Origin of the sequence: Pueribacillus theae, assembly GCF_003097615.1 — a bacterium.
Taxonomy (GTDB): domain Bacteria; phylum Bacillota; class Bacilli; order Bacillales; family UBA6769; genus Pueribacillus; species Pueribacillus theae.
On record NZ_QCZG01000006.1, the window covers coordinates 75,188 to 99,258 of the forward strand.

The 24,071-nt window shown below is 40.1% G+C and carries 22 protein-coding genes and 1 other annotated feature; of the genes, 5 read left to right on the plus strand and 17 right to left on the minus strand.

Annotated elements, in window-relative coordinates; all coding sequences use genetic code 11:
* Window positions 1–154: 154 nt before the first annotated feature.
* Window positions 155–550, minus strand: coding sequence for a transcriptional regulator SpxA (gene spxA / locus DCC39_RS04640; protein WP_116553718.1), 396 nt, complete (start codon window positions 548–550; stop codon window positions 155–157).
* Window positions 551–1,075: 525 nt separating this feature from the next.
* Window positions 1,076–1,327 (plus strand) — a binding site (T-box leader).
* 50 nt (window positions 1,328–1,377) lie between these two features.
* On the opposite strand from spxA, the gene trpS reads away from it, so the two are divergent.
* Complete coding sequence (trpS, locus tag DCC39_RS04645) at window positions 1,378–2,361, plus strand: tryptophan--tRNA ligase (RefSeq protein WP_116553719.1); 984 nt, start codon at window positions 1,378–1,380, stop codon at window positions 2,359–2,361.
* Window positions 2,362–2,486: 125 nt separating this feature from the next.
* Here the strand turns inward: trpS and DCC39_RS04650 are convergent, their stop codons facing one another.
* The 6 genes from DCC39_RS04650 to DCC39_RS04675 all read right to left on the minus strand — a co-directional run bounded on the left by DCC39_RS04650 (window position 2,487) and on the right by DCC39_RS04675 (window position 10,320).
* Complete coding sequence (locus DCC39_RS04650) at window positions 2,487–3,233, minus strand: YjbA family protein (protein ID WP_116553720.1); 747 nt, start codon at window positions 3,231–3,233, stop codon at window positions 2,487–2,489.
* 108 nt (window positions 3,234–3,341) lie between these two features.
* On the minus strand, window positions 3,342–3,551 hold the full coding sequence (locus DCC39_RS04655; RefSeq protein WP_116553721.1) for a hypothetical protein: 210 nt from the start codon (window positions 3,549–3,551) through the stop codon (window positions 3,342–3,344).
* Between the two features lie 236 nt (window positions 3,552–3,787).
* Window positions 3,788–5,029 (minus strand): beta-ketoacyl-ACP synthase II, encoded by a 1,242-nt coding sequence (gene fabF, locus DCC39_RS04660; protein WP_116553754.1) that lies wholly within the window; start codon window positions 5,027–5,029, stop codon window positions 3,788–3,790.
* 39 nt (window positions 5,030–5,068) lie between these two features.
* Window positions 5,069–6,004 carry a beta-ketoacyl-ACP synthase III gene (locus DCC39_RS04665; protein WP_116553722.1) on the minus strand — a complete coding sequence of 312 codons (936 nt, stop codon included), beginning with the start codon at window positions 6,002–6,004 and terminating at the stop codon, window positions 5,069–5,071.
* A 138-nt stretch (window positions 6,005–6,142) separates the two neighbouring features.
* Complete coding sequence (gene odhB, locus DCC39_RS04670; RefSeq protein WP_116553723.1) at window positions 6,143–7,438, minus strand: 2-oxoglutarate dehydrogenase complex dihydrolipoyllysine-residue succinyltransferase; 1,296 nt, start codon at window positions 7,436–7,438, stop codon at window positions 6,143–6,145.
* Window positions 7,439–7,440: 2 nt separating this feature from the next.
* Complete coding sequence (locus tag DCC39_RS04675) at window positions 7,441–10,320, minus strand: 2-oxoglutarate dehydrogenase E1 component (RefSeq protein WP_116553724.1); 2,880 nt, start codon at window positions 10,318–10,320, stop codon at window positions 7,441–7,443.
* Window positions 10,321–10,782: 462 nt separating this feature from the next.
* Here DCC39_RS04675 and DCC39_RS04680 point away from each other — a divergent pair, with 462 nt between their 5' ends.
* Window positions 10,783–11,082, plus strand: a complete 300-nt coding sequence (locus DCC39_RS04680) for a YppG family protein (RefSeq protein ID WP_116553725.1) — start codon at window positions 10,783–10,785, stop codon at window positions 11,080–11,082.
* Window positions 11,083–11,133: 51 nt separating this feature from the next.
* Here the strand turns inward: DCC39_RS04680 and DCC39_RS04685 are convergent, their stop codons facing one another.
* Window positions 11,134–11,319, minus strand: a complete 186-nt coding sequence (locus tag DCC39_RS04685; protein ID WP_116553726.1) for a ComZ family protein — start codon at window positions 11,317–11,319, stop codon at window positions 11,134–11,136.
* Window positions 11,320–11,415: 96 nt separating this feature from the next.
* On the minus strand, window positions 11,416–12,231 hold the full coding sequence (locus tag DCC39_RS04690) for an NAD-dependent epimerase/dehydratase family protein (protein ID WP_116553727.1): 816 nt from the start codon (window positions 12,229–12,231) through the stop codon (window positions 11,416–11,418).
* Between the two features lie 176 nt (window positions 12,232–12,407).
* On the opposite strand from DCC39_RS04690, the gene DCC39_RS04695 reads away from it, so the two are divergent.
* Together DCC39_RS04695 and DCC39_RS04700 are read left to right on the plus strand one after the other, a co-directional pair.
* Entirely contained in the window at window positions 12,408–12,584 is a 177-nt protein-coding gene (locus DCC39_RS04695; protein ID WP_116553728.1) for a YjzD family protein, read from the plus strand.
* 313 nt (window positions 12,585–12,897) lie between these two features.
* Window positions 12,898–14,181 carry a glycosyltransferase family 2 protein gene (locus DCC39_RS04700; RefSeq protein WP_116553729.1) on the plus strand — a complete coding sequence of 428 codons (1,284 nt, stop codon included), beginning with the start codon at window positions 12,898–12,900 and terminating at the stop codon, window positions 14,179–14,181.
* Here DCC39_RS04700 and DCC39_RS04705 read toward each other — a convergent pair.
* The gene (locus tag DCC39_RS04705; RefSeq protein WP_116553730.1) at window positions 14,178–14,384 is read right to left on the minus strand and encodes a hypothetical protein; all 207 of its coding nucleotides are present in this window, start codon (window positions 14,382–14,384) and stop codon (window positions 14,178–14,180) included. The two genes, DCC39_RS04700 and DCC39_RS04705, sit on opposite strands and share 4 nt — an antisense overlap.
* A gap of 13 nt (window positions 14,385–14,397) precedes the next feature.
* Window positions 14,398–14,754 (minus strand): DUF2642 domain-containing protein, encoded by a 357-nt coding sequence (locus tag DCC39_RS04710; RefSeq protein WP_133243469.1) that lies wholly within the window; start codon window positions 14,752–14,754, stop codon window positions 14,398–14,400.
* 429 nt (window positions 14,755–15,183) lie between these two features.
* Here DCC39_RS04710 and DCC39_RS04715 point away from each other — a divergent pair, with 429 nt between their 5' ends.
* Complete coding sequence (locus DCC39_RS04715) at window positions 15,184–16,197, plus strand: DUF2325 domain-containing protein (RefSeq protein WP_116553732.1); 1,014 nt, start codon at window positions 15,184–15,186, stop codon at window positions 16,195–16,197.
* A 169-nt stretch (window positions 16,198–16,366) separates the two neighbouring features.
* Here DCC39_RS04715 and DCC39_RS04720 read toward each other — a convergent pair whose 3' ends face one another.
* The 6 genes from DCC39_RS04720 to argB all read right to left on the minus strand — a co-directional run bounded on the left by DCC39_RS04720 (window position 16,367) and on the right by argB (window position 23,930).
* Window positions 16,367–16,876 carry a spore coat protein gene (locus DCC39_RS04720; protein WP_116553733.1) on the minus strand — a complete coding sequence of 170 codons (510 nt, stop codon included), beginning with the start codon at window positions 16,874–16,876 and terminating at the stop codon, window positions 16,367–16,369.
* A gap of 49 nt (window positions 16,877–16,925) precedes the next feature.
* Complete coding sequence (locus tag DCC39_RS04725) at window positions 16,926–17,231, minus strand: hypothetical protein (RefSeq protein ID WP_116553734.1); 306 nt, start codon at window positions 17,229–17,231, stop codon at window positions 16,926–16,928.
* Between the two features lie 611 nt (window positions 17,232–17,842).
* A complete protein-coding gene (gene argF, locus DCC39_RS04730; protein ID WP_116553735.1) occupies window positions 17,843–18,802 on the minus strand; it encodes an ornithine carbamoyltransferase in 960 nt (319 codons plus the stop codon).
* The gene (locus DCC39_RS04735) at window positions 18,799–21,918 is read right to left on the minus strand and encodes a carbamoyl phosphate synthase large subunit (protein WP_116553736.1); all 3,120 of its coding nucleotides are present in this window, start codon (window positions 21,916–21,918) and stop codon (window positions 18,799–18,801) included. The genes argF and DCC39_RS04735 overlap by 4 nt, the downstream gene beginning before the upstream one ends.
* Before the next feature lie 87 nt (window positions 21,919–22,005).
* The gene (locus tag DCC39_RS04740) at window positions 22,006–23,151 is read right to left on the minus strand and encodes an acetylornithine transaminase (RefSeq protein WP_116553737.1); all 1,146 of its coding nucleotides are present in this window, start codon (window positions 23,149–23,151) and stop codon (window positions 22,006–22,008) included.
* Complete coding sequence (gene argB, locus DCC39_RS04745; RefSeq protein ID WP_116553738.1) at window positions 23,148–23,930, minus strand: acetylglutamate kinase; 783 nt, start codon at window positions 23,928–23,930, stop codon at window positions 23,148–23,150. The genes DCC39_RS04740 and argB overlap by 4 nt, the downstream gene beginning before the upstream one ends.
* Window positions 23,931–24,071 lie beyond the last annotated feature (141 nt).

Consider the following 24,071-nt stretch of genomic DNA (forward strand, 5'->3'; position numbering starts at 1 on the left):
TGATTACCATCTCCCTACTTAATTAATACGGATATAGTATTATATTCATTTTATGACAAAACAAGTTATTATGGAAATAAAAAGGGCGTGGAATTTTTTATTAAAATAAAAAGCTCTGCGGAATGATTCAACAGAGCTTATAAAATAAATGTATTTAATTAACGAGACGCTGCGCTTCGCGAAGCTGGTAGTTTCTAACCTTTCTCGGCAAGAAACGGCGAATTTCATCTTCATTGTAACCCACTTGAAGACGCTTGTCATCAATGATAATCGGCCGTCTCAGCAATCCTGGATGCGCCTGTATGAGTTCGTATAAATCTTGCAGCTTTATTGTATCCAAGGTTAAATTAAGTTGCTGAAATGTTTTGGAACGAGTAGAAATGATTTCATCTGTTCCATCTTCCGTCATGCGTAAAATCGCTTTAATTTCCTCCAAGGTTGGAGCTTCAGAAAGGATATTACGTTCTACATATTCGATTTTGTTTTCCTCAAGCCACAGTTTAGCTTTCCGACATGATGTGCAACTTGGGGATGTATATAATGTTACCAATTGTTGCACTCCTTTCAAAAGGAAATAATGAATGTTAGTTCCTTACTTTTAGTTATTAACATAATTTAATTATACTACATTTGTTAGCCGTTTCATAGGTTGTCACAAAAGGTTCGTAATTTGTATTCCCTAACTTTATGGCCTTTAAACCATTTAAATAAATTTAAATCATTTAAGAGGCAGGCATTTTGTTTGATTGTGGGTTCCATTTTTTTAAGTTTTTACGTATCAGTTCCCTTAAAAAGGAGCGTTTTTTACGAATCTTTTTTTCGCGCGACTTCACATGGAAAACCTCCCTTCAAACATTGCTTTTTCCGTTTTTTGTTACTTCCATTATATCATAATTACTTTTCCCTTTAAATTAGGCAAAAAACTCTTCCTACTCCTATGATAAGAAGAGTACGCGCCATTGGTTAATGGAATGGTGTGCCGTTCATCCCTGTACCATAATAAATTTTTGAATGTTTCCTTTAGAAAGCAGCATTGGCATTTGCATTTTAAAGGAAAAGTTTGTATACTACATGAAGAAATGCGATGAAGAAGATGAGTAAATATTGGGACGCTTCCAGAGAGTCTGTGGTTGGTGCAAACAGGCAGTTAACCAGTATTGAATGGGCTTTTGAGCAATTTTTTCGAACGGGTAGTATTTGTTACTTTCTTTAGTAGATGAAATCGGCAGCTGCACGTTACCGCAGCCTAGAGTGACTCGATGATTGATGGTTTAATGAACATCATGATGAGTAATCAGGGTGGCACCACGATCTATTCGTCCCTATTCGGATGAATAGATTTTTTTATTTCAATTTTAATTGAAAGGAAGAAATAAGATGAAAACCATTTTTTCAGGGATTCAACCGAGCGGTACATTAACCATTGGAAACTATCTCGGTGCGATGAAACACTTTGTTGGTTTGCAAGAAGAAAATGATTGTTATTTTTGTATCGTCAACCAGCATGCGATCACCGTTCCCCAGGAAAAGAAAACACTTAAAGAAAACACACGGAGTCTTGCGGCTCTTTACATTGCTTCTGGAATTGATCCGGATCGTTCAACGCTTTTTGTGCAATCCGAAGTGCCTGCGCATGCGCAGTTAGGCTGGATGTTGCAATGTGTGGCATATATTGGAGAACTTGAAAGAATGACGCAATTTAAGGATAAGTCTGAAGGAAAAGAAGCAGTATCTGCAGGGTTGCTGACATACCCTCCATTAATGGCCGCAGATATTTTACTCTACAGTACGGACATTGTTCCGGTCGGCGAAGATCAAAAACAGCACATTGAGCTTACAAGAGATCTTGCAGAACGGTTTAATAAACGATACAACAATATTTTTAAAATACCCGAGGCTCAAATTCCTAAAGTCGGGGCAAGAATCATGTCCCTTCAAAATCCATTAAAAAAAATGAGCAAGTCTGATGAAAACATAAAAGGTTTTATCAGCATGCTTGATACAGAAAAACAAATCATAAAGAAAATAAAAAGCGCGCAAACGGACTCAGACAATTCGATTAAATATGATAAAGAAAACAAGCCGGGGATCTCGAATTTATTGTCGATTTATTCACTATGCTCAAATGAATCGATTGAATCGATTGAACAAAAATATAGCGGGAAAGGATATGGCGAATTTAAAACAGACCTTGCCGAAGTCGTTGTCAATACGTTAAGACCGATTCAAGAAAAATATTTCGAATTAATTGATTCCGAAAAACTCGATGATATTCTTGACCACGGGGCAGAAAAAGCGAGCGAAACCGCGAATAAAATGCTAAGAAAAGCGGAACGCGCAATGGGACTTCAAAGAAAGTAAACACAAGTACTTTCTATTTGTTCACTTTTTACATATTTCATTTGGTGTAAATACAGCTTTTCAGTGCTAAATCAATAGATCATCGTTTCACTATAAAAAGCTGTTCGCACTAAGCGAACAGCTTTTTAATTAACTTGTGTCCCTTCTTCCAATTCCCACATTTTCTCAAAGAAAGAATGTCCCTTTATTAATTTTTCACATATTTTATAATGTTTGACACTCCACCCTTGCTCAAGCGCATGAAAAAGCTGGTTCCATGCCTCATCAAAGTCCATTAATTGAAATTCAATATAGCGTTCAGGCTGCCATTCTGTCAACCAATAGCGTATTTCCGCTACATTTCCTGTTGTATAGAGATGATCAAGTGCCATAAAGAGGAGTTGTTTTAACTGCCTTTCTTTACGGGTTAGGCCAATCATGCTATCAGGGCTCGGGGATAAAATATGGTATTCCTTGTTTAATGCTGATTTTTCAAAAAAATATTTTTTTGCTTTTTCTTTTTCTACCATTTCAATAACAGCTTTTTCCTGACGGGGAATGAGGCGGCTTTTTCTGATTGGGATTTTATAACCAAGCGTGTTTACAGCAAGCACATTCATTCCGTCCGTCGCGATAAAACAATATTCAATTTGTGTACGGTAGCTATTTTTCCTTACGTACGATTTGTTATAGATTTCCTCTAATAATTCATCTGGGATATCTAAAAGCTCATTTTCAATATATAAAAATAAGGGACGTTCAAGCTTTACAACAGGCACCTGATCAATGACTTCGATAAAGTCATCTTTTCTCCACTCATGAAAAGAGCACACATTATACCCATTTTCTTCTCCTTCAAACCAATTCACCCAAACATCGTTTAAAAACAACATTTGTAACCCCTCACTTTAGAACTGTTTCTCAAGAACGTTTGTTGTAAAAACAGTATAGTCAGGAAAATCTTGTTTTATTCTCATTTTCAGCCTATTCTTGTCCATTTTTTAGTCTTTTCCAGATGGAAAGTAAATACTGCCAGTTATAAGTGCGATTCCAATAGAAAACAAATAAGGTTCCGGTTGAGTTAAAATAAATTCGAAATATTTCGCAAGGCCATGCCCAGTTGTAATAATATTTAAGTAAGCGATAAGGGTTACACCAGATATTACAGAGAGGCCAAATCCGACCATTAGAAGAAAAAAACGAAAAATCATTGTTTATCCCATTCCACAGCATTCGTTTTCATCGTTAAACGAACACTCCCTTTTTCAATCGACCTTCATATTCCATTCATATGGGACAACCTCCCTTATTATTCTTGTGAAAGCCATTAAACGGCTGCGGCGTGGTAAATAGTAGTTAAAATGGTAAGATTGTCCAACCAATCAACAAATGAAAAATGCAGCCGCCTTATTTTTAGACGGGCTGCATTCAACCGTTATGTTTCATATTATTCATTATATGCTTTAAAAATTAAGGTTGCATTATGTCCGCCAAATCCGAGGGAATTTGATAAAACCGCCTTTATTTCTTTCTCTCTCGCTTCATTGGGGACATAATCAAGGTCACAGTCGGGATCCGGCGTTTGATAATTGATCGTTGGCGGTATAATTCCTTCTTTGATTGCTTTAATTGAAAAGATTGCTTCTGCTGCACCGCCCGCACCAAGTAGATGGCCAGTCATTGATTTTGTTGAACTTACCGCAAGCTTATACGCGTGGTCACCAAAGACTGTTTTGATCGCGATCGTTTCGAACTTGTCATTGTACTCTGTGCTCGTCCCGTGAGCATTGATATAATCAATTTCTTCAGGATTCATATTCGCATCTTGCAGTGCCTGCCTCATTGCACGGACGCCGCCTTCTCCTTCAGGCGCAGGAGCTGTAATGTGGTAAGCATCCCCAGTCGATCCGTATCCGACGATTTCGGCGTAAACTCTTGCTCCCCGTTTTTTTGCAGATTCGAGTGACTCCAAGATGAGAATTCCTGCACCTTCACCCATAATAAATCCATCACGGTCTGCATCAAAAGGCCTGCAAGCTGTTTCAGGATCAGGATTAAAAGAGAGCGCCTTCGCCGAACTAAAACCTGCTAAAGCCATAGAAGTAATCGGAGCTTCTGCACCGCCGGTAATCATAACATCCGCATCACCACGCTGAATCACTTTAAAGGCATCGCCGATTGAATTCGTTCCAGTAGCACACGCCGTTACAGTACATGAGTTGATCCCTTTCGCACCTAAAATAATTGATACTTGCCCTGATGCCATATCAGGAATAAGCATTGGAACGAAAAAAGGGCTGACACGGCGGTAACCTTTTTTTTGAAAAATTTCAAACTGCTCTTCGTACGTTTCCATCCCGCCGATACCAGAGCCAATCCAGACACCTACTCTTGTCGCATTCTCTTCTGTAATTTCTAACTCTGCATCTTTCACCGCCATTAAAGAGGAAGCAACTGCAAATTGAGTAAACCGATCCATTTTTCTCGCTTCTTTCCGATCAATAAATGCTGTCGGATCAAAATCATTTACTTCTCCTGCTACTTTTACCGGAAAATTATCCGGATCTATTCTTGATAATTTGCCGATGCCAGACACGCCATTGATTGCATTTTCCCAAGTCGTTTCAGCATTTAATCCTAGTGGCGTTACGGCCCCTATTCCAGTAATAACAACTCGATTCTTATCCATTACCATTATACCTCTCCTTCTCGCGAAACTATATACTGCTTATTTTCCCCAACGAAGAGCCATCGCTCCCCAAGATAGTCCACCGCCAAAGCCTACCATTACTATTACGTCGCCATCTTTTATTTTTCCTTCTTTTACAGCTTCATAAAGTGCGATAGGAATGGTGGAAGAAGACGTATTTCCATATTTATTTACAGTATAGGCCATTTTTTCCAATGGTACGTCTAGTCTCTGTCTGGCAGATTCCATAATTCTTAAGTTGGCCTGATGTGGAATAAAGTAATCAATATCATCTTTGGTGAGATTGGCGTCCTCAATCACTTTTAAAGAAGATTCTCCCATTTGGCGAACCGCAAATTTAAACACTTCACGGCCATTCATATAAATAAAATCACCATCTTGGAAAAGGTGCTTCTTCCCTCTCCCATCTGTTCCCAAATCAAAAGAAAGGATGCCCTTCCTATCACTAACAGGGCCAATAATCGCTGCACCAGCTGCATCGCCAAATAGCACACAAGTATTTCGGTCGGTGTAATCTGTTATTTTGGAAAGCTTCTCAACTCCAATAACAAGAACATGCTTCGCAACACCTGTTTCAACAAATTGCTTTGCTGTTACCACCGCATAAATAAAACCGGCACATGCCGCGCTTACATCCATTGCAGGCACTTGGCGCGCGCCAATATTATGCTGTACCATTGAAGCAACGGAAGGAAAACCATGATCAGGTGTCACAGTAGCGACAAGAATCATATCAATGTCTTCAGCAGTCAGCCCTGCATCGCTGATTGCTTTTTCAGCAGCAAAAGTTGCCATGTGAGAAGTATTGACTTCATCACTTGCAATTCTTCTCTCTTCAATTCCTGTCCGTGTACGAATCCACTCATCCGATGTGTCAACCATGTTTTCCAAATCTTTGTTCGTTAATATCCGTTCAGGCAAATACCTGCCGAGCCCTAAAATCCCCACATTCATAGCAAATCTCCTTTGTAATTATTAATTACTATCAAATATTATGATCTGGTACTAATTTTAATTCATTTGTTTTTATTTGACAAGGAAAAAAGAGAGGCAGCTAACTCGCTACCTCTCTACATTCTATATAGAGACATATTATCCTTCCAACAATAATGTTTCAGGATCTTCAATCATTTCTTTTACTTTCACGAGAAAACGAACGGCTTCACTTCCATCAACAATCCGGTGGTCGTAAGAAAGTGCGATATACATCATTGGTCGAATTTCCATCTTGTCTCCGACAGCGATTGGGCGATTTTGGATGGAGTGCATCCCTAAGATTCCAACCTGCGGCGCATTGAGAATCGGAGTCGACATAAGCGAACCAAAAATGCCGCCATTTGTAATTGTAAATGTTCCACCTTGTAAATCACTTAATGACAATTTATTGTTGCGGGCTTTTGTAGCAAGATCTGCAATTTCTTTCTCGATTTCTGCAAACGTAAGTTTATCAGCGTCCCGAACAACTGGTACAACAAGGCCTTCCTCAGCCGAAACAGCAACGCCAATATCATAGTATTTTTTGAGAAGCATTTCATCGCCTTGAATCTCGGCGTTGATTCTTGGGAAAGCTCGCAATGCACCAACAACAGCTTTCGTAAAGAATGACATAAAGCCAAGTTTCACATCATGCTGTTTAAGAAACTGCTCTTTGCGGCGGTTGCGCAATTCAAAGATTGCTGTCATATCTACTTCGTTAAACGTAGTAAGCATTGCAGCGGTATGCTGGACTTCAACAAGCCTTTTTGCAATCGTTTGGCGGCGGCGTGACATGCGGACGCGCTCAACAGGCCTTGCATTATCTGTTGTCTGTCCGGTAGCAGCCGGCCGGCTTGGAGCTGGCGTTTGTTGAGGCTGTGAAGGTTTTGCAGGTGTTGGCTCAGTTCCGTGAGATTTCACATCTTCTACTCGAACTCTGCCAAGCGGGTCCCGGCTTTTCACTTCAGTGAGATCAATGCCTTGTTCCCTAGCTTGCCTCCTTGCAGCCGGTGAAGCAATTGGGCTGTTTATGCTGCGCTGTCCAGGCTCGAAAGTGGATTCTGATTTCGAGCTAGGTGCTTCTTTCACTTCATTATGCTCAGCAGGCGGCTCTTGCGCTGCTGGCGCAACAGGTTCAGGTTGTTCTTCTTGTTTTGCGCCGGATGAAGCAGCTTCCCCACTTTCATCGACTATTGCAATTGTTTCCCCTACTTGTACGGTGTCGCCCACTTCTTTCAGCAATTCTTTGACGACGCCGGAATTGTCTGCATTTACTTCAATATTCACTTTGTCAGTTTCTAAGACCGCAATTGGTTCACCTTGCTCAACCGCCTCACCAGGATTTTTTAACCATTCTGCAATCGTTCCTTCTGTAATCGATTCTGCCAATTCTGGTACAACAATATTAATCACAATTACTTACTCCCTTCACCGGATTGCATTTTCTCTTTTTGAATTGCTAAAGATTCTCTTAGAATTCTGTTTTGTTCAATGTTGTGAATGTCGGACGAGCCTTCTGATGGACTCGAACGTTCAGGGCGTCCGATATACTTCACAGGAACACCATTCGGAGCAATCCCTCTAAGCCGAGGTTCAATATACATCCAAGATCCCATGTTTTTCGGTTCTTCTTGCACCCAAACAATCTCTTTTAGATTGTTGTAGCGGGAGAAGATTTCTTTTATCTCCTTTTTCGGGAAAGGATAAAGCTGTTCAACACGAATAATATGGAGCAAGTCTTTCGCATCTTCATAAGAATCTAATTCGGCTTCTAAGTCAACGGCTATTTTACCGCTGCAAAGAATAATACGCTCAATGCGTTCTTTATTTTCACCCAGTCCAGGCTGTTCAAGGATGGTAGAAAATTTGCCTTTCGTAAAAGCTTCCGTCTTCGACGCAACACGCGGGTTTCTAAGCAAGCTTTTTGGTGCCATGACAATTAATGGCCTCCATGCCTCATGAGAAATTCTAGCAGCTTGTAACCGCAATACGTGGAAATATTGCGCGGCCGTTGTCACGTTAACAACAGTCCAGTTATGTTCTGCTGCCTGCTGCAAAAATCTTTCAAGCCTTGCGCTTGAGTGCTCAGGTCCCTGCCCTTCGTAACCATGAGGCAATAGGAGTACGAGTTCAGATTTCTCGCCCCATTTTGCTCTGCCTGCGGCAATAAATTGGTCGATAATGACTTGGGCAACGTTCGCAAAATCGCCAAATTGGGCTTCCCAGATGACAAGCGTGTCTTGAGCATATACGTCGTAGCCATACTCAAATCCCAGCACTGCCGTTTCGGTCAATGGGCTGTTATGAATGGCAAATGACGCTTTTGCTTGTGGGATGGCGTGCAAAGGGACATGGGTTTTTCCTGTATTCGGGTCATGCAGAACAAAATTGCGGTGTGCAAATGTCCCTCGTTCAGAATCTTGGCCCGTCATGCGGATTGGAGTGCCATCCGCCAATATTGTAGCAAAAGCAAACGTTTCAGCTAATGCCCAATCAATTTTCCCGCCGTCGTCAAATGCGTTTTCCCGCCGTTTTAAAATTCGATCCAACTTTGGATAAACGGAGAAGCCTTTAGGATATTTTAAGAGATCGGCGTTAATTTCTTTTAACTTATTTTCTGGAACAGCTGTTTCAATGCCGTACATTGCATTTGTCTCTTGATCATGCGAAATAGGAGACATTAGCTCTGATTTTATTTTTTCATAAGCTTTTTTCAAGTTCGTTTGAACGGTCTCAACAATCTCTTTCGACTTCTCTGATGTAATTATCCCTTCTTTTTCCAATTGATCGGCATATATTTTACGTAATGTCGGGTGTTTATTAACTTTTTGATACATTAATGGTTGTGTAACTATCGGATCGTCCATTTCGTTATGGCCAAGACGCCTATATCCAATTAAGTCAATTAGGAAATCTTTATTGAATTTTTCGCGATATTCGCACGCCATACGCACAGCCGCAATGCACGCCTCAATATCGTCCGCATTCACATGAACAATTGGAATTTCAAAGCCTTTCGCAAGGTCGCTGGCATAAAGGGTCGACCTTGAATCATAGCTTTGTGTCGTAAAGCCGATTCGGTTGTTTGCGATAATATGAATGGAACCGCCTGTCTGGTAGCCTCGCAGTTGGCTTAAGTTTAGCGTTTCCGGTACAACACCTTCACCAGGAAAAGCTGCATCCCCATGAACGAAAACAGCAAGCGCTTTTTTGACATCTTGAACAGGGTATCCTGCAGATTCTCGATTTTCCTGTGCAGCTCTCGTAAACCCTGCAACCACCGGATTGACGAATTCCAAGTGGCTCGGATTATTTGCCAGCCTAATTTTAGCCACAGTTTTTCCCTTTGTAAGTGAACGATTAGCACCCAAATGATATTTTACATCACCAGTCCAACCATAGTTGATTCCCATTGAGCCTTCGGAAGGAACAAGTTCCTTATTCGGTGAACGATGAAATTCTGAGAAAATCTTATGATAAGGTTTTCCAAGAACATGCGCGAGAACATTTAAACGCCCACGGTGGGCCATACCAATTAAAACGCCGCGCGTTCCTTTTTGTACGACCTGAACAACAAGTTCATCAAGCATGGGAACAAGAGCATCCACACCTTCAATGGAGAATCTTTTTTGCCCCACGAATGTCCGTTGAAGAAATTGTTCGAATCCTTCAACCTGAGACAGCCTTTGAAGCAGATCGAGTTTCTTTACTTTATGGATTGGCTTTTGAAGCTCACCTGACTCCACATAGTCAAGAAGCCATTTTCTTTCTTCAATGTTATGAACGTGATCAAATTCAAAACCTAATGTGCTAGTATAGATTTCTCGCAATCGTTTTACCGCATCAAATGCAGTGTGTATGTCATCGTGAGCATCTTTCCATACAAGTTTGGCTGGAATTGACTCTAAATCTTTTTCCGTTAAGTCATACTCAGACAATTTAAGCGATGGCGGCTCACTAGGAGGACCTTCAATTGGATCTATGTTTGCAGCCAAGTGGCCAAAAGTACGAATGTTTCGGACTAGCCTGCCTGCCTCAACGGCCTTATTTGTCATTTCCCAATGGTTCTCTTGTGAGACCATAGGGGCAGTTTCGGCTGGCATAGCGGGAGTATGGCTTTCCATATCTTCAGCTTGAGGAGGAGCACCCCACTGTTCAAAAAGCTCTCTTAATTCCGGCTCAACGGAATTTGGATCATTTTGAAATGCGTCATACTGTTCATAGATGTAACCAAGATTCGGGCCATAAAAATTTTGCCATGGTGAACGATCGTTTGCCGTGCTCTTCATCGGCATGGTGATAGATACCTCCAACTACATTTTATTTTAATAAGATTTATTATTCCCATATCAGTTATACCACTTACATAAAATAACTCAACAGTAAATTTTTATAAAATGATAAGTTTTTTACATAAAGTATTTTTCACTTACCATTGTACCACATTAACCAGGTGTTTTGGACTAATAAAGAAGCTCCTTTCTTGATAAAATGAGGCTTCAATCAGTGAGGGTGGGTTTGGCCCCACTGGTTGTGGATCATGCATACATTGCCACACGATATATCGTGCTTAGCCTGTGAACTTTATGCCCGTTAATGCGGCAAAACAGTTCTCAATGTTTTCACCCCTGTTTTTCTTTCAAAAATGAAGGCTTTTAACGATGCATCTTTTTTGGAAAAACATATGATAAATTGAACGGCGTATCGCGAGATATAGAGGATTTTACGCCTATTTTAGAAAAAAGGAGGTTTAATAATTGGTAGACAATAATCGTCAATGGCAACAAAGGCCTTTTTCGGGCTTTCCGTTTAATGGGCCAATGCCGCCGCAACAGCAAATGCCGACACACCCCCCCTTTTTCCAACAGATGGATCAGCAGCAACTCCAACAGCAACCCGTGAAACGACCCGGTTTTTTAGGCCAATTACAAAAACCCGATGGAAGCTGGGATTTTGATAAAATGATAAACCATGGCGGACAAATTATGAGTATTGTCAACCAAGCAAAGCCATTGGTGAAGCAAATGGGACCATTATTTTCTCTTTTTAAAAGATAAAGACGGTACTATAGATAGAGCCACCGTACAAACGAAACGATGTGGCTCTGTCTACTGACCGTCTTCTTGTTTTCCGAGATTATAAGCATCTGACATCACTTGCGTAAGCAAATGAAGGACAGGCTGTAAATCTTCCATATTAATTTCAATTCCTTTACGATCAAGTAATTCTTTCGCTTCAGGAAGGTATTTCATCGCAATTTGCATAAATTGCATATTTCTTTCTTGTTCTACCATCGGAATGACTTCCTTTCATTCAAAACAAATGTTAATAGAAACCTTAACTTTTTTATACTATGAACAATTGAAAAAATCAAGGATTTTAGTCTGTATTTAATCATAAAGTGAAGGGTTGTGATTCATAACTTTTTGCACATGCTCGTTATATTTTTTCAACCCTTCCTCTAATGAGTATGAAGGAATAAATGATAGATGGTTTTTAACTTTTTCATTTGAAATATGCTGTTCATCGTTTGATAAGTTATAAATGTCGATTTGCCCAAGTTGGTAACCACGGTTTACCGCAAGCCATATGGCCTCAACAACATCCTCAATATACATCGATTGTCTCTCTAAATCTTTGCATCCTTCTAACTCAAGAATCGCCTTATGTTTCGTTTGGAGAAGGTCGTGCAATAATGAATTGCTTTCAAGCCAAGGGCCATAGACAAAGGGCAATCGAAAAATGATGAGTGGAAACTTCCCTTTTTTCGCTTCATCCAATAATAATGCCTCTTCCTGCATTTTTCTTTTGCCAAATGTTGATTCCGGTTTTAGCGAGGTTTCTTCTGTAATAAGGCTTTCTTGTTTTTCATAAACATCGATGGTTGAAAGAAAAACAAGCGGAATTTGTTCTTGAGCACAAAAAGCAGTCACTTGATCTACATTAGCAACATGTAAAGGCCAATCTGCAAAATGAAAGAAAACATCCGCACCACTTATGGCATCAAGATGATTTAGATCAGCTTGTTCTTGATCGATAAATTGAAACAACGAATTTCTTCCAATGGATAACAACATTTCTTCCTTAACCTTCCGGTTGTCCTTTAATGAATCGATTCCAATCACTTCAACGCTTTCCTCCAACAATCGCACACAAGTATGAAACCCGAAGAACTCTAATGCACCAGTAACAACTGCCTTTTGCATGTCTTCCTCCCCGATTGAAATGATAACAAGCGATAGATGTTTAAAATTTATGCAGGGCTTTGTCAACTTTACGACAGTTTCATTCTTTTGTATTAAAATTCCGTATGATATCCTTCTTTTTTAAAAAAGTATATGGTAAAATAATGTCGGAATATTAACGGATCTGAGGTGAGAAAATGCGTTTTATTATGACCTTCATTGTTTCTTTTCTTTTGATTCAAATGGTTTATTATGTACTTGGAAATATGAACAGTGTAACGTATAGCTTTGCGAATGCGACGATTATGAGTATTATATTTGGTATTCTTGCCATTGTGATTGGAGAATCAACGGTTTCTGAACCAGATGTGTAAGAAAACAAATTCAGTAAAGTGCGTGTTCAAAAAGGAGGACAACGAGAGGCAAGAAGGTCGAGGAAGCGTAGCTCTGAGCACCGCAGCGTATGTTTGTAGGATACGTGAGGAGCGGAAGAGCAAGCTGACGAAGAGATTCGCCGCTTATCGTTCCCGGACTTTTTGAGCATCCTCGTATAGTAAAGTTATTCAGCTTGTGGAGAAACTCTCTTTTCTCTCCACAAGCTTTTTCTTTTTTATCCTCAACTTTTAATGTAGGAATGAATATATAACTAAGGAGAGCCTTTTAATTTTTTAACACGGGTGATCCTAGTTGAAAGATATTCACGTATTATTCCTAGATAATCCGAATCAATTTGCTTTGGAAAAAGCTTTACATTCCCTAGATTTTATGAAAGAACGTGTAGCAGGAGCGACGATTTTTGAAAATCGCCATTCTTTCAAACTTCATTCCCCATCTATTGATATAAAGGTCGAATACAAAACGATTGAGAAAGGAGATTTAGGACAAACATTAAATAACTATGCTCAGACTTTAACATGTAAATATGTTTTATTTTTTTATGGCTACGACTATCTCAGCTCCGCTGCAAATCAACAATCCTTTCATTTAAATCCAACTCAATCCGTTATAACTTATGCGTATAACCTTCAAAATATCGTTATTCAGCGCCCTATTTTTGTAAAAACCTCTGCCCTCCAACAGAAGAAGCTATTATCAAAACAACAAGTTCCCTTTAAAGAGGCTGTATTATCTTCATGGTTAATGGGATTTGCCCCATCAGAAGTCAAAACATTAAAAGAAAACGTTGTAAAGCACATAAGAAAAAAAGCAAACGCAAATGCCCTTCATAAGCAGCTCTTTTTAAAAAAATTCACTTCGCAGCCAAGTCTTTCCCGTGTCAGATTACCTTCCCTTGCCATCATGATTTCTAATTATAATATGGCCCAGTATGTCGAAACGGCTGTTACTTCCTGCATGTTGCAAAATGAACCAGCTGATCAAATATTGATTGTGGATGACGGTTCGACTGATGGTTCTTACAGCCGTCTAAAAAAATGGGAAAAGATTCCGGGAATACAACTGTTAAGAAAAAAAAATGGAGGAAAAGCTAGAGCGTTGAATCAGCTAATTCCTTATATCGATACGGAATTCGTATTGGAATTGGATGCTGATGATTGGCTTGATCCTGATGCTTTATCGACAATGAAACGACTTTTAAGCGTGCTGCCAAAAAACGCAGTTGTTTTATATGGGAACCTCAAAGTCTGGAAGCAGGGAGCTTCCGGTGAAATGCACTTCAAGGCTACCAATTACGGAAAACCTGTGAAAAATAAACAAGATCTGCTCTCCTATCGTTTTCCATTAGGGCCGCGAATTTATCGAACGTCTTCTTTAAAGGAAAATGGGGGTTTTCCAGTTATCGGATTCCAAGATGGCCGGCTTTACGAAGATGTAAGTATTTTAAACGGCCTAATTAAAAAAGGACAGTTGTATTACCAAGATTTTACAGTCTACAATGTGAGAGAACATAATTCAAGTATTACAAAAAAAAATCATCCCAATTGGAATGATTTTAAGAAATATCTTACCTAGGCAGCTGCGGGAAAGCGAACGAAGTTGATTGCTCCTAATGAGATGCTAATCGTTATGTTAATACCGTACCCAGTATTTTGAACCACGATAACGATAGGGCCTATTTGAAGCATGAGCCCATCTATAAGATTCGTATTTGTTGCAATCTCAGCTTGCGCGCCCGCTCGCCTTGCTAACTCTTTTTGAAACGTGGATTCAAACATTCAATAACCTCCTTTATTGTTCACTTACGCTTTCAATTTGATCAAAAGGAATCAAAACTTGAGAGCCATCCCCTTCAATCATCGCAACATAATCATCTTTAACAGCAGCTACTGTTCCGGTAACCGTATCGAAAGCTGTTGTTACCGCTGCCTGTTTATTGAGTAGATTTGAAAGTACTTCCTTGATTGAACCAGGAGTGCCAGGCTCTGTCGGGGGTGAGGGAATTAAATCTGGCAGCGTAATTCCTAAGTCGATGCCAGGCAAGTTTATAGATATATTGGAATTCTCAGCTACATTGTTTAAATTTTGAGAGATTTGACTTAGAAGCATGGTAAGCAATCTTTGCCTTGTTTCACTATTTAATGCCAACTCAATCATCCTTTCTTCTTTTACTTTATTTATATGCTTTTCCAGAACTCGTTGAATAGGAGGCTTCATCAACTTTCATGACAAATCCGCATCCGTACCCCACAAATACACACACCATGACTCTATGTTCCATACATTGTTTTTAAAAAATGTCGTGCGCCCAATTACTAAAGCGGGTAAATGATATAAGTTCATCTCCCCTCTCTTCACCATCTCATACTGTGTTCTAATCCATCCCCCTTTTTATAGTTTATGTAAGGGTGGCATGAAGGAATAAGCAACTCACCTAACGAAGTGCAATTTCAGCATTTGAAGCATATCGAAGCATTGACCTAGATACAACGCATCACATAGCCGAATACAATAAGGTAAACGCTTAAGCTAAGACGCAGGTGCAAATTTACTGCTTTGGGAAGGAGGGTTCGTATAGTGAACAAAGAAAACATTGTGATGAAGGCGAAAATAGAAATGAAGCATATTGTTAACAACTTGAACATGGATACACTTTTAGAGACGACCACAAAATTACAACAGTACCTCTATTTTCTTGAATCCTTGTCAAGGTTAGAATGTCCTGTAGAAGTTGAAAATGAAGTGGAAGGCGATGAACCGGCTAAGGAAACCATAGATTTAGACAAAGGGTTTCTATTTGAACGAAAGTTAAAGGGCGGGTACATTCCGGTAATTGATACGTACGTTCCTGAATCAATCGTGCGTAGTTTAAACTTATCCCATGGAGATCTTGTAAAAGCCTCTCCAAAAAGAGGAAGCCATTTTCATTTTGAACTTATCAAAAAAGGAAATGAAAAAAATCCGGATCGTGCGGAAATTAAATATGGTATCGTTGAAAAGGATGGGGATTTATGGATTTGCAGCAAGACTTTGTCAGGGAAAAACATCCTCATTGATGAATCCCCCTTTGTTATCCATTTAAAGGAGTCAGAAATCCAAGAATTTCATCTACAAGAAGGAGATATTATTGATATTGCCTACTCAAAAAAAACACCGACGATCCACAAAATTATTTGGAAACATGAAATTGAGGATGAATCTCCATCAAGGCCTCTTCCTTCAGGAGCTTATAAAGATAAATCGAAGTTGCAACGGCGTGCGGTGCAACCGCATCCCTCCATTAAAGGAAAAAACATTGCCATTATCGGAAATATTAACCGCTATTCCGTCTATCGAGATCGATTATCAGCGTTAGGTGCAACAGTCCAAGCGATGGACGGTACAGAAGATGAAAATCGAATCGCAGCAGCTATCCGAAAGGCAGATATCGTACTTATTATTATTCCAGCGGTTAGCCATAATGGAAGCACAGTTGCAAAAAAATACTGTAAGCAGTACAATATTCCTTTTTCAACCATTGATTCCATAGGAATTAGTTCCGTTGTGGCAGAAGCGATTCGCCAGGCACAAAATAAGAAATCTTTTTTTTGAACAAATGGATGTCGGAGGTCAGGTGTCAGAGGCCGGATTAGTTTAAATTTGCGAAAGAGCAAATTTATACTTTATGTGCAAAAAAGCTTGTAGAGAAAAATAACGTTCTCTACAAGCTTAGCGCTTGAAAAGTGATTTTATGGGCTTTACGGTTTCCGTTAGACTCTAATTAAAGAATGTCTATTGCAATAAGGATAGCCACAAGAACTTGAACAGCAATTTGTGCAGCAACGGCTACTTGATTATCTGTTGTTGTTACTCTTACACCACGAGAGTTTTCAATTACTGTTTTTTGTTCGTTGCATTGTTGGATTTTAATAAGCTGAAGCAAATCTTGTTTAACATCTTCTCTTCTGTCGCCATCCGCAATGGCAATTTCAACAATGACAGCAATGGCTACTTGAATAGCTACCTGGATACCGATAGCCGCTTGGGTAGAGGTTGTATTCACATCAATGTCACAAGAATCTCTAATGATGATGCTTTCTTCAGAAGATTGGCTCGTTTTGTTCACTTGATCTAAATTTTGTAGTACGCCATCCTCCATAGGATGCGGGCAGTCGCTTAAAGCGCTCCATTCTCTTCTTGGCCGTTCACATGCCGAACAAGAACAAGATCTAGGGTGATGGCAATCTAAACGATTGTGATGGTGACGATAATCCGTTTCAAATAAACTCATTTTAAATCATTTCCTCCTTTAAAATTTTATGATTTAAAAATACTTTTGGTCAAAGCAGCCCTTTCCTTCTGCCCCTTGTGTTCACGGTTTTTTCACTTTTCTTTGGGGTATCTTCTGTAATTACTTTAGGGTTCCTTAATTCCTCAACCTGCTTTTGTAAATCTCTCACCATTTTTCTTAGTTCTTCTTTCTGTTCTTCATCCAATGGATTAAGTTTTTCTTTTGTTACCCCATGTTTTCGCAAAATCCCTTTAACTAAAGTGTTTGTCACTGTTTCAGACATTTTATCTGCTTGTGCCACCAGGCTATTATTATCATTTTGGCTTTCAGGTTTATATTCGTTTTTTTCTTCCATTTTCTCACCTCCCAAGCATATTGTCGTTCTATCGTATGCAGAATGGAGCTCAGAAGATAGATATACCAACCTATTTGTTTGTTAAATAGGCTTCTAACGCGACCTTTTGGCATACTGAAAAGCCTACCCAATAAAAATGGATAGGCTCTGCATTTAATCAAAAAAGCTATTTTGATACCCTCGGCATACCGAACCATTATGACATCTATGACATGGTACAGGTGCGGTACACTTTGAATGTTTTTTGCAATTATAGCATTTTGTACATCTTTCACATTTAGGACATTTTGTACAAACAGGACATCTAGGGCATCTAGAGCACTTAGGGCACTTAGAGCATTTAGAGCATTTGTGGCACTTATGGCAACTTTGGCGGCTTTGGTATTCTGAACAGAGCGGATAACGTTCCCTGCAATTGCAAGAATGACAGTTAAAACTCATGGAAACACCGCTTCCTTTCGTATTTTTTGACTTTTAATACTTTATGTAAACGAAAGGAAGGTTGTATAAGCGATAGCCAGCAAATATCAAAATTGGTTTGTTTCCTATTTTTTAATGCAGCAAAAAAACTGTTGACTATAAAAATCAACAGTTTTCTGTAAATTTTCTATTTACATAAGTGATGCGAGAATTGCTTTTTGGGCATGGAGCCTATTTTCCGCTTCGTCGAAGACAACGGAATTTGGTCCATCGATAATTCCGGCTGTTACTTCTTCCCCACGGTGCGCGGGGAGGCAGTGGAAGAAAAGATAGTCGTCTTTTGCATGTTTTACAAGTTCTTCATTCACTTGAAATTTAGCAAAAGCTTTCAGCCGATCTTGCATTTCATCTTCCCATCCCATACTCGTCCAAACATCTGTGTAAATGATGTCTGCATTTTCCACTGCTAACACAGGCTCATATACTTGCTTGATTACCGCTCCGGTATCCTTAGCCCTCTCCTGTGCCTTTTGTAAAATGTCCGCTTTTACTTCATAGTTTTCAGGAACGGCTACAGTGCAGTCTATTCCCATAATGGCACATCCAATTAAAAGTGAATGAGCCATATTGTTGCCGTCTCCAATATATGCGAGCTTCTTGCCTTCAAAGCTGCCTTTTTTCTCATAAATGGTTACGAGATCCGCCAATACTTGGCATGGGTGATAGTCATCCGTTAACCCGTTAATAATTGGAACCGAAGCATTGTCTGCAAGCTCTTGAACGATGTGATGCCCAAACGTACGGATCATGATGCCATCAACATATCTTGATAACACTTTTGCCGTATCGGAAATCGTTTCTCCTCTGCCCATTTGCAAATCATTTTTGCTAAGAAACATGGCATGGCCGCCGAGCTGGAACATCCCAGATTCGAAAGATACTCGTGTCCTCGTCGAAGATTTTTCAAAAATCATAGCCAGTGTTTTTCCTTCCAGCAGCTTGTGAGGGATTCCTCGTTTTTGCTTTTCTTTTAACTCGATTGCCAGTTCAATGAAGTACATTAATTCTTCTTTTGAAAAATCGGCAAGTGTAAGAAAATCTTTTCCTTTTAGCGTTATTTTCAAATCTTTATTTACAACTGAATTCGTCATACAACCACTTCCTTCTGAACCGTTTTCTTCCATTGTTGGATCGCATGTACTTGTTGTTTATCTTGTGCCATCATAGCAAAAACATGAGCGGTTTCCACCGTGGACATGACGAATAGGCCATACTGTAACGCGAGTTCTCGTTTTTGGCTATCTGAAGAGCTGCTGATCATCGCAAATGGTTTATCCGTTTTTAACCATTCTATAAATGTGCCTTTGTCAAATTCTGTTTCTGTTCTTACTTTCAATCCGAGTGGTTCCAATTGCGATTGGAAAAATTCCAAATTCGGAAAATCGCCTTCAATATAGATTTCTTTTTCACCTTCGGAAAAAGAAGATGATAACGATTCGTTCCATAAGAACGCTTTTCGATACCCATCTTCAAGCGTTTTGGAAATTGCAATGAGTTCGCCAGTTGATTTCATTTCAGGCACCAATTTTGGGTCAACGCCCGGAAGCTTCATCGTTGAAAAGACGGGAGCTTTTATCGTATAAAAATCGTTTTCAGGCAAAAGGCCGAGCGTAGAAGACAACTCACCCAAAGATTTTCCGATTAATACTTGAGCCGCAAGCTCAATCATATTAACGCCTGTCACTTTGCTAATGATTGGCACTGTACGTGAAGCTCTTGGGTTCACTTCGAGGACATACAGCGTTTCATCGTGTATGACAAATTGGATATTAAAAACACCTTTAAAATCAATCCCTTTTGCTATACGTTCAGCGTATTTTGCAATCTGTTGTTTCATAGTTGCCGACAAAGAAACCGGAGGTGTAACAGCCATGCTATCGCCGGAATGAACGCCAGCCTTCTCGATATGTTCAAAGATTGCAGGAATGATTACATTCTTGCCATCTGTTACGACATCAACCTCAACTTCTTTCCCAGGATAATAGGCATCAATTAAAATGGGAAAAAGGTATGATTCCTCAAAATTATCGCTATACGCTTCAAGCTCATCTTCAGACGTAAGAACGAGCATGCCTTTCCCGCCAATCACATAGGATGGACGAAGCAAAACCGGATAGCCAATTTCTTTCGCCTTCTCTATCAATTCCACCTTATTCACAGCTGTTAAACCAGGGATATGTGGAAGATTCAATGTCTGCATGAATTGATAAAAGCGATCACGGTCTTCTAATTTATCAATCACATCCAAAGTAGAACCTAATAAAGTAACTCCAGCTTCTTCTAACCCTTTTACAAGTGAAATCGCTGTTTGGCCCCCGAACTGGACGATGACTCCGTCGATGTTTTCAAACTCAATTACATTGAGGACATCTTCGACTGACAATGGTTCAAAATAGAGGCGATCAGCAATTTCATAATCAGTACTTACTGTTTCAGGGTTATTATTAATTAATATTGTTTCATAGCCGCATTTTTGAAGGGCGAGTACGCCATGAACTGAACAGTAATCGAATTCAATCCCTTGCCCAATTCGGATCGGGCCTGAGCCGATAATGAGAACCTTTTTTCGATCATCCGTTGCTAAATCATGCGTGCTGTTCCAAGTTGAATAATAATAGGCTCGTTTTGATTGCTCGCTTGGACATGTGTCAATCATTTTATATACCGGTGTAATGCCGAGGTGTTTTCTTTTTTCCCTTACTGCAAGAGGTGGAATGCCCCAAATTTTTCCAAGCCATTCATCGGAAAATCCGTTTTCCTTAAAGTTTGCCAATTCGTCCTTCGTTACATTTTCAAAATTTGTTTTTCTTGCCAGTTGCTCAAGGCTTACTAAATTTTGCATGCTTTCTAAAAAGAACGTAGTGATCTTCGTTTGTTCATGGAGTGAATGAACGGATTCGCCACGTCTTAAAAGTTCAAAAAGAGCAAAGAAGCGGCGGTCATCTGAAGCCTTCACAAGTTCCCATAGCTTTTCTGTAGTAAAAGATTTCAGTTCGATAAGCGACAAGCCGTCGGAATCGACTTCTAAGGAGCGGACAGCTTTTTGTAACGCACTTTCCAAATTACGCTCAATCGCCATCACTTCACCTGTCGCCTTCATTTGTGTACCTAGTTTGCGATCGGCATTTGTAAATTTATCGAATGGCCACCGTGGAATTTTTACGACGGTATAGTCAAGCTCTGGCTCAACGTGTGCGTATGTACCCAATTCATGCAAGTGATAACCGAGGCTTACCTTTGCTGCGACACGTGCGATTGGGTAACCGGTCGCTTTCGATGCTAATGCACTGGAGCGGCTTACCCGCGGGTTTACTTCGATAACGAAATAGTGTTTACCGGACGGGTGGAGAGCAAACTGGACATTACATCCGCCTACAATGCCGAGAGAACGGACAATCTTAATGGCTGCTGAACGAAGCATCGAACTGTCTTCATCGGATAATGTCTGGGATGGGGCGACAACGAGCGAATCTCCCGTATGGATGCCAACCGGGTCAATATTCTCCATGTCACAGACGGCAATGCATGTGTCGTTTGCATCACGTACGACTTCATATTCAATTTCTTTAAAACCCGCAATACTTTTTTCAATTAAGCATTGATGAATGGGACTTGCTTTTAAGCCGCGTTTTACATACGTTTCGAGCTCTTCCTTACACTCCGCAATTCCGCCGCCTGAACCGCCAAGCGTATAAGCCGGCCTTACAATAATTGGATAGCCTACTTTTTCAGCAAATTGGAAAGCTTCTACTAGACTCGTAACAATTTCACTTTCTGGGACCGGTTCGAGAAGTTTATGCATTAATGCTCTGAATTCTTCACGATCCTCTCCTTTTATAATTGAATCAATTTGCGTTCCTAATACTGTGACATTGTATTTTTGCAATATGCCTTTACGATGCAGCTCAAGTGCAAGATTAAGTCCTGTTTGCCCTCCTACTGTGTGGAGCAAACCATCGGGCTTTTCTTTTTTGATAATCGCTTCGACACATTCAACGGTCAATGGTTCAAAGTACACCGTATCGGCAAAATCTTCATCTGTCATAATGGTTGCAGGATTGTTGTTGATCAAAACGACTTCACAGCCTTCCTCTTTCAAAGCGAGGCAGGCTTGTGTACCTGCATAGTCAAATTCAGCGGCTTGCCCAATGATAATTGGACCCGAACCGATTACTAAAACTTTTTTTATCTCTTTCTTTCTAGGCATCCTATTTTTCCACTCCAATCTATAAATAGTGGTTTTATCACGGGGCTACCGTCTAGTCAGTTCGATAGACTTTTGCCTAAATTTACTTTATTTAAAATCTGCAAGCACTTCTTGTATGAGATTAACTGCTTTGTCAATTTCACTTTTTGTTACTGTTAAAGGCGGAAGCAAACGAATGACATGAGGGCCTGCATTTAAGACGAGCAAGCCTTTTTGAATGAGAAGGGGAATCATTGGGGAAACGTCGCCTTTGCATACGATACCAATCATAAGCCCTTTGCCTCTTATCTTCTCTACAAATGGCAGTTTGCTAATTTTCTCTTCCAATTGTTTAAATAGATATTCGCCCTTTTGTTCAACTTCCGACAAGAATTCATTTTTAAATACAATATTTAATACTGCTTTTGCTGCAGCCATTGCAACTGGATTGCCGCCAAACGTAGAACCGTGGCTGCCCGGTCCAAACGCTTCAGCAAACTCTTTCTTCGCAATCATTGCTCCTACAGGAAGGCCGCTGCCCAATCCCTTTGCAGCTGTAATAATATCCGGATTAATCCCGTAATGCTGGTGGGCAAATGCCTTTCCAGTTCGGCCGATGCCTGTTTGGATTTCATCCACAATAAGAAGAATATTTTTTTCGTTGCATATTTTTTTAAGTTCATTTACGAAGGTTGCATCTGCGGGGATGATGCCTCCTTCCCCTTGAACCATTTCAAGCATAACGGCTCCAGTTTGATCATCGATTGCGTGTTTAACTGCTTCAATATCATTAAAAGGTACATATTCGAACGTCTCCAGCATCGGGCCGAATCCTATTTGGATTTTCTCTTGTCCTGTTGCTGACATCGTCGCAAATGTCCGCCCATGGAATGATTGGCGAAATGTGATAATTTTTGTTTTTCCTGTCACTTTGCGTGCCAGCTTAATGGCAGCTTCGTTTGCTTCTGCCCCGCTATTGCAAAAAAAGACATAGTCTCCCGAACAGTTGTCTACAAGCAATTGAGCGACGTCCTCTTGTATCGGAATATGATAGAGATTCGATACATGCCAGTATTTTTGGAGTTGCTCCTCAATCGCTTCCTGTACCTTTGGGTGCCTGTGCCCAAGACTGCAAACCCCTATGCCCGATCCAAAATCAAGATATGTTTTTCCGTTTACGTCTTCTACCATCGTTCCGGAGGCTTGTGACACTGAGAGTTCAAAACGCTTATACGTTGGAAATACTGCTGTCATTGTACAACCTCCACTGACTTCTTAATCACTGTTCCGACTAATTTCGCATCAGGCGTAATCTCTGAATGCTTTCCGTCTACAATCATAGCCTCTTGCAAATCCTCACTTAAACTTTCAATCGCAGCCTGAACTTTTGGCAGCATGCCACCGTAAATCGTTCCAGTGGAAATTAATTTTGTAATCTCCTGTTCCGTTACCGATTCGATCAATTTATTTTTTTTCATAATGCCGGGAACGTCTGTTACAAAAATCAGTTGTTTTGCTGACATGGCCTTAGCAATTGCTCCTGCCGCTGTATCCGCATTAATGTTGTAACGGGTGGTGTTATCTACACCAATTGCAATGGGCGCAATCACTGGAACAATGCCATTTTCAAGCAGCTGTGTTAAAAATTCAGCATTCACATCTGTAATTTCTCCGACATAGCCATACTGTTCAAAATCTTTAGGCTTTGCGGTTAAAAGCTGATAATCAGAGCCAGAAAGCCCAACTGACTGAATGCCTGCTTCATTAAGTTTCCGTATTAGCGCATTATTCACCGTCCCTGTAAGCACCATTTCAACAACGTCCATTACCGGCTCAGTCGTTTTGCGAAGACCATTCACAAATTCTGATTCGATTTGAAGTTTTCCAAGCATTTGTTTAATTGCCGGTCCGCCACCGTGAACGATGATCGGTTTTAACCCGGATTGCTTTAATGAACGAATGTTGGCAAAAAATTGATCTGACAATTCGTCAATTGTACTGCCCCCGCATTTCAGTACGATAATGTCACTCACCGTAAAAACCTCCATATAAGAAAGAACTAATAGATTAATAGAAAATACTGATTCAAAAAGGAGATTCTCCTCCATTGTGAATAGATAAGCGTATAAAATTTAATCAAATCTAACCTCTCGCTTCTAATTTTCAGAAAGAAC